General features: G+C 42.4%; 4 protein-coding genes. All 4 read left to right on the top strand.

Annotation, left to right across the window (positions count from 1 at the left end):
• Window positions 1–260: hypothetical protein (locus GQY55_RS31735; RefSeq protein WP_236575988.1), on the top strand; the 260-nt coding region annotated here is incomplete at its 5' end.
• Between the two features lie 180 nt (window positions 261–440).
• Window positions 441–776, top strand: coding sequence for a hypothetical protein (locus GQY55_RS31730; RefSeq protein ID WP_236575987.1), 336 nt, complete (start codon window positions 441–443; stop codon window positions 774–776).
• 60 nt (window positions 777–836) lie between these two features.
• The gene (locus GQY55_RS30705; RefSeq protein WP_160045720.1) at window positions 837–1,142 is read left to right on the top strand and encodes a hypothetical protein; all 306 of its coding nucleotides are present in this window, start codon (window positions 837–839) and stop codon (window positions 1,140–1,142) included.
• Between the two features lie 11 nt (window positions 1,143–1,153).
• The gene (locus GQY55_RS30700) at window positions 1,154–1,468 is read left to right on the top strand and encodes a hypothetical protein (RefSeq protein WP_160045719.1); all 315 of its coding nucleotides are present in this window, start codon (window positions 1,154–1,156) and stop codon (window positions 1,466–1,468) included.
• The last annotated feature ends 133 nt before the right edge of the window (window positions 1,469–1,601 follow it).

Raw genomic sequence — 1,601 nt, 5'->3', positions numbered from 1 at the left:
ACATGAAAGCCAAATTCAATTATGACAATGAGAACGACATCAGCTTTACATACGCTGAGGGCGAGCAACTAATGACTGAACAGACATTTTCGAAATCATTGGATCAGTTGAATGACCTGGGATTTATAAAAGTAGTTCAGAGTGGATGGACAACACGGACAGCGACGATTTACGGATTTAGTGATATGTGGAAGTATTACGGAACCGATAAATTCAACGTCACACCCAGGCCTAAGCGCAAGCAGAAGTCACCGAAATGATTTTTTGGCTCCCTCAAAAATGTGGGTAGTCTACCCCTGAAAATGGGGGTATCAACCTGACATCGGGGCCGAAATTGGGCAAACACTACCCCGAAAAATGAGGGTAGGAAAATTGAATGAAGCCCTTTACTGGTAAGGGGTAGAGGCGAATTTTTAGTTTTCCCCTCACTACCCCTAAAAATGGGGGACCTTTATATATATAGCCATACCAAGGGGGTATTTTTTGAAGGCCTTACAGCAATTAAAAAAAGAGGGTGTAGAAAAAATTCGTCCCAAATTCGCATAAAAAAACTCCCTTGGTGGGGGAGTATTGGCCGAATCATCTTGCAGACGTATGTTATTCGTTTTAATCATCCTGATCATGGCACTGTTTCTTGTGAGATTATCGCTGGGACTATGGCTGATGCACGCGAAGATTTTGAACGTCGTTATCCGAATTGCGATCTCTTATCTATGCATGTGAAGCCTTATAAACATTGGGCAGCTAAAAAGAATGACAAAAGGTCTATTAATTGAAAAAAGCTCCCTTTGGTAGGAAGCCATCGACGAAACAATCTTACCACAGGAGGACCGGCTATGTCATTACTGGATAAAGATGCTGAAAAACGCGTTGTTTCCTTTCTCCGGAAGATCCATTTAGCTTTAATCCTTGAACGTTATGATGAGCGCATCAGGAGAGTTCTCGATCTGATTGAAAAAATGCCGGAAATGGAGAAGCAGATCATCACTCGTAAATACATTCAGACAGAAGCAGAGTACACCCGGCACCAGGAGATTTACCAGAGTATGGGGATATCGGATGGTCTTTATAGAAAAATACGACTCCGAGGGCTTCGAAAAATTTACGATGATTTGAAGCTGCGGGGGATCAGCCTTGACTAAATAAGGGGGTGATGCACATCGAACGGAGTACAGTGAAGAATCAAATGATAGCTACGCTGGACGCTCTTAAATCGGGAAAAGTTACTGAAATGGATGTAGTGAATTATATTACCGAAATTATTTGGTCTTACGAGGGAGCGATAAAAGAGCATGCTCAGCTCATCCATGCGTTACAAGCCGCGGTTAAAGAAAACATGACTGAAGATATCGTCGTGACTGCTGCTAAGAACTTTATTGACCAAAAGGGACTGAAGGAAGAATTCCTGGATTACTTGAAAAGAGGACTCTCAGAAATTGGTTCTGACATACTCGGGCTGGTTCAATAACAAATCAATAACAATCTAACAAAAAGGTGATAACCATGAAAAGTTTAAGGGAAGTTGCTCCTGCCATCATCGATAACGAGACAGGAAAAGAAGTTCCGTTCGCGCAGTTTCTCGAGGAACAAGCCGGCACAGG

It is taken from the genome of Paenibacillus sp. USDA918EY, from assembly GCF_009870825.1.
Classification (GTDB): domain Bacteria; phylum Bacillota; class Bacilli; order Paenibacillales; family Paenibacillaceae; genus Paenibacillus_AQ; species Paenibacillus_AQ albilobatus.
This window is presented reverse-complemented; position numbering and strand designations above follow the sequence as displayed.